This is a genomic window from Mesotoga sp. Brook.08.105.5.1 (assembly GCF_002752635.1).
Classification (GTDB): domain Bacteria; phylum Thermotogota; class Thermotogae; order Petrotogales; family Kosmotogaceae; genus Mesotoga.
The window spans coordinates 1-4,267 of the sequence record NZ_AYTW01000030.1; the positions used below are offsets into that span (position 1 = coordinate 1).

The following is a 4,267-nucleotide window of genomic DNA, read 5'->3' on the forward strand; positions in this document are numbered from 1 at the left end:
GTCCCTTACTTTTTATTTTTGTCCCTATTTTTTTATTTTTTTTTGTATCTCATCCTGAAGCAACTGCAGACAAAAAGAGGAAGCTTCTCCTCGACCTTTTCGAACTAAAAACAACGACAAATACGAACAAACTAATAAAGGATTTGGAAAACAAGAAGCTCGTTGTCAACTACTTCAAACCAACCGACGCTGGCGTGGTGACTGAAGATATTTCTTCACTCGATCCCGGGAGCGATAAGAAGTCAGTTTCGGAATGGGGTGGCCTCGTAGAATTCACTTCCAAGACAAACGAAATCGTAGCACAGCTCTGGAGGTAGAAAATGGATCAAATGCAGCCCATAATGAATTCATCACTTGGCCCCTGTATAAAGAACGGACTTCAAGCAATTGGGAAACCTGACAAAGTCAGTCTTCAAGAAACGAGAACCAATGCAAAGAGCGTTGATATAGATAGCTGCCTCAAAGAGGATTATCCGACTGAGAATAGATGGGACTATGCTGTTTTCATCGAGAGTGATGCTGTTCTGAAAACAGCATTCATAGAGATTCATCCGGCAAATGAATCCGAGGTCGATGAGGTGATCAAGAAGGCGCAATGGATGAAGCGATGGATCATAGATAATCAGATAAGAGTCATCACTGAGAACCGGAAGTTCTTCTGGGTTTCATCTGGCAACGTAAAGATCACCAAGAACTCACAGAGAATACGTCTTCTCCACAAACAAGGAATCGAAGGCCCACAAGAACATTTGGTTGTTGACAAAGAAATGAGATTCTAATGCCCCATCCGATTATCCCGTGTCAGCCCGAAGTAATTCTATACGGGACACCGTTCTTTAAGTAATGGATCTTGCTCCCGCTCTACGCCCTCGATCCTAAACCAACGAAGAACCTAGTCGCGAAGCGTCGGAACGAGGAACTGCTCTTCTCCCGCTCTTCCGAAGGACGGGTCCACGCTCCTGGACGAAGGTCGAAGGACGGCTCTCTGCACGCTCTTATGAAGGAAGAACTGCTCTTGTTCTCAAAAATGGAGTCTGTCCCTATTTTGAGAATGTAAATAATAGACTCCCTGTTTTCTTGCTGTTCCTAAAAATGGAGTCCCGTTTTATGCGTCAAGAAAGAGCCACATTACTATAAGGTGAAAAATGAACTTTGTGCCTAAGAGATAACAATACTAATCGGTTAATGTATAATATCTGAAGAGGTACTTGTTGTTTCTAGACAATTCCAAAGATACCTATGCACTGTCGATTACAAAAAAATAGACAACAACATGCTATCTTGGTTAGCTGCTATTCTTGCTAAAAGTAGACATCAAGAGAGGTGAAAAAATGAGACAATCAAACATTCAACCCATATCTTGGTTTTGGGACCTGAGTACTCGTAGCTTGCTTGATATGGATCCGCCATACCAAAGAAGGAGTGTTTGGAATCAGGAGTATAAGGAATACTTCATTGACACCGTGCTTCTCGGATACCCATCACCAGCCGTGTTTTTGTTTCATCACATTACCCCTGAAGGAAGATCAACGTACAGCGTCGTTGACGGTAAGCAAAGACTTTCAACACTGTTCGATTTTGCGAAAGACCTCTTTCCGGTAAGCGAAGACGGGAAAATGACAGAGGCTCGGGGAAAGTATTTTTCTGAACTAAGTACAGAAACGAAGATCGCTTTCTGGACCTATCAGATCCTAGTCGAATATGTTCCAACAACCGAAGAACAAGTGATACACGATATATTTGACAGAATAAACAGAAATGTCGCTAGATTATCTCCTCAGGAACTCAGACACGCGAAGTATGGCGGTCCATTTATTGAGAAGTCAGAAGAAATGAGCGAGTTTCTTCTTGAGAAGCTACCGAATAACTTCCCACAAATTGCTTTGCGAAGCAGAAGACAGATGAAGGACGTAGAATTCACATCGCAATTGCTGCTTTCTATTGAAGAGGGAGAGAAATCTTATAATCAAGATGAACTTGATCAAGCTTACAGCGAAAGAGAGATGTCTTGGGAAGATAGGAATGTGGTGATCGATGAATTCCAACAACTTGTACGTTATATAGGTGAGACCGCTGCGTCCAAACCGGAGCTTTCTAGATCTAGATTGCGAAATCAAGCTGACTTCTATTCATTCTTTGTGGTGTTGTCTAAGCTTTACAAGAGAAACGAACTACCAACCGATAAAGGTGCACTTGCCGAAAGACTAATGGGGTTTCTAGTACGAGTTGACAGCCCTTCGGAAAGGGAGTCAGACAAGTCGCTAGCAGATTACTATGAGGCTGCACGCTCTGCATCCAAGAACATTGGATCAATAAGAACAAGGATGAGAGTTTTGGAGAGTGTAATCAAAAGTCTATGATCGTCCCTATTTCAGTCCAGAGAAAGTATGCGGAGATAGATTCGTTCTTGGATAAAACGGCAAGATTGGCACGAGAACAAATCTTGGGTTTCTGCGAAGAGAGGGGATATGCCTTCAAATATAGAAAGAAGTCCCTTGAATCGATTTCTGAGAAGATCGAAACAGGAAGGTTCAAACGATGGACGGAATTAGACGATCTCATTGCTTTTACTGTCGTTATACCCACCCTTAGGGAAGAAAAAGAGACTATCCAGTACTTCAGAAGTGCCTTTGATTGTATTAAACAAACAACTCGAGGAGAGAAGAAAAAAGCTCCAGATGTTTTCCGTTTTGACTCGACAAGAATGACTTGTCGACTTAAAGGCATTCCAGAGGAAATGCTAGATCGCTCTTACTTTTCTATATATGATGTTGATTTTGAGGTTCAAATCTGCTCTGCATTTGAGCACGCATGGTCAGTCACAAATCATGCTCTTACATACAAATCAGATTCCATTGATTGGCGTCGTTCAAGATTGGCATCGCAAATAAAAGCTTCAGTTGAGCAACTTGATACTCTAATCCTTTGCTTTGACACCGTTGCAGGCGAAATCACCAAAAGTGATCACAGCATGACAGAAGACAAAAATCGTATCGTTGAAACTTGCCATACGTGGTTTGAGCGGAATCTTATACCGCCTGAGCTAATGCCAAAAGACATCTCTCGGTTTGCTGACAATCTATATACTCTAATGAATAAAAATGGCAAAGGAAACACTCGCCAATCAATCGAGGAAATGAACAACTTGGTTCAAAAGCAGAAACAGACTGATTTCTTAATGAGTATCTCACTCTTTCAGTACATAACCGCACTTCTATTTGAAGCCGGGATAATTGAGGACAGAGCTAAAGACTATGTTTTCCCTATTTTTACGGAAGTCTTGGATATGTTTCCAAGCTTAGCTGCTGTAAACCACATTTTTAACTTCGAATGAATCTGCTTTTTAACTCGCATCTTTATACGAAGACTTCCTGAACTTAAGATAGATACTCAAGACATACAGAACGATGAAACCAATCGCAAGAAGAACGATTACAGAAAGAAATGCACTCAATGACATACGTTACCCCCTGGGATCCCACAAAGATAAGCCATACATAATTACACTCCAATCAAGACAAGTACCGGACCTAAGCAGATTCCCCAGAATAAGAAATGAAAGAAAACCAACAACAGAACAGAATTCTAGCATATGTGCTCGCTTGAACAACAATCGCTGCGGCTACTGAGAGCGCGAAAGATATTTCTTAACTCTGGAACGTTGAACAACGTTTCCGGAATGTAAATAATAGAGTCCCTATTTTCAAGCCGTTGATCGCTCAAGGGGCTTAAACGATTCACCGATGAGACTGAAAAGCAGATCCCTGATCATAGCTCCAACATGACGAAGCAAGTGTTTCTACGACTCTCTACTGGAACGACTGAGTAAGGGTATACGAGAAGTTACGACCTGTATGAATATGTTCGGTTACTCCGCATGTGTGACTTTTCGTTATGTTGACTCTGATTCAGCATCTGCTCTTTCATTGATTGTAAGTAACGGACAAAAATAGGTGTCCACAACTTCCGCTGTCATCTGCAAAGGAGTCCGCCTTTATTCTTGATAGTATTGACAGTCATGCACATAAACAATACAATTGTATGCGCAAATGATATTTGTTCTCTTGTGAGAGGTGATACATGTCTTATGCTGAACAGATTCTAGACATCGCACGTAAAAACAACGGTATAGTCACATCGAGGCAAGTCACAACAGCGGGGATAAATCGTCATTATTTGAGAGTCTTGGTAGACAAAGGTTTTCTCGAAAGATCGGAACGAGGCGTTTACATTATTCCTACATTCCTTGACGACGAGATGTTCAATC

The 4,267-nt window shown here is 41.6% G+C and carries 4 protein-coding genes and 1 pseudogene; all 5 read left to right on the plus strand.

Annotated elements, in window-relative coordinates; genetic code table 11:
* A pseudogene (locus V512_RS14650) lies at positions 1-317 on the plus strand (hypothetical protein); the annotation flags it as partial.
* 3 nt (positions 318-320) lie between these two features.
* On the plus strand, positions 321-779 hold the full coding sequence (locus V512_RS10220; RefSeq protein WP_099830368.1) for a hypothetical protein: 459 nt from the start codon (positions 321-323) through the stop codon (positions 777-779).
* Between the two features lie 552 nt (positions 780-1,331).
* Positions 1,332-2,360 (plus strand): DUF262 domain-containing protein, encoded by a 1,029-nt coding sequence (locus V512_RS10225; RefSeq protein ID WP_099830369.1) that lies wholly within the window; start codon positions 1,332-1,334, stop codon positions 2,358-2,360.
* A gap of 47 nt (positions 2,361-2,407) precedes the next feature.
* Positions 2,408-3,334 carry a hypothetical protein gene (locus tag V512_RS10230; protein ID WP_165775388.1) on the plus strand — a complete coding sequence of 309 codons (927 nt, stop codon included), beginning with the start codon at positions 2,408-2,410 and terminating at the stop codon, positions 3,332-3,334.
* Between the two features lie 746 nt (positions 3,335-4,080).
* Positions 4,081-4,267 (plus strand): type IV toxin-antitoxin system AbiEi family antitoxin domain-containing protein (locus V512_RS10235; RefSeq protein ID WP_165775389.1); only part of this gene is annotated, 187 nt, incomplete at its 3' end.

What these genes read in the sequence shown, in the direction of transcription:
- V512_RS10220 (WP_099830368.1), top strand. Translation starts at nt 321, where the DNA reads ATGGATCAAATGCAGCCCATAATGAATTCATCACTTGGCCCCTGTATA.
- V512_RS10225 (WP_099830369.1), top strand. Translation starts at nt 1,332, where the DNA reads ATGAGACAATCAAACATTCAACCCATATCTTGGTTTTGGGACCTGAGT.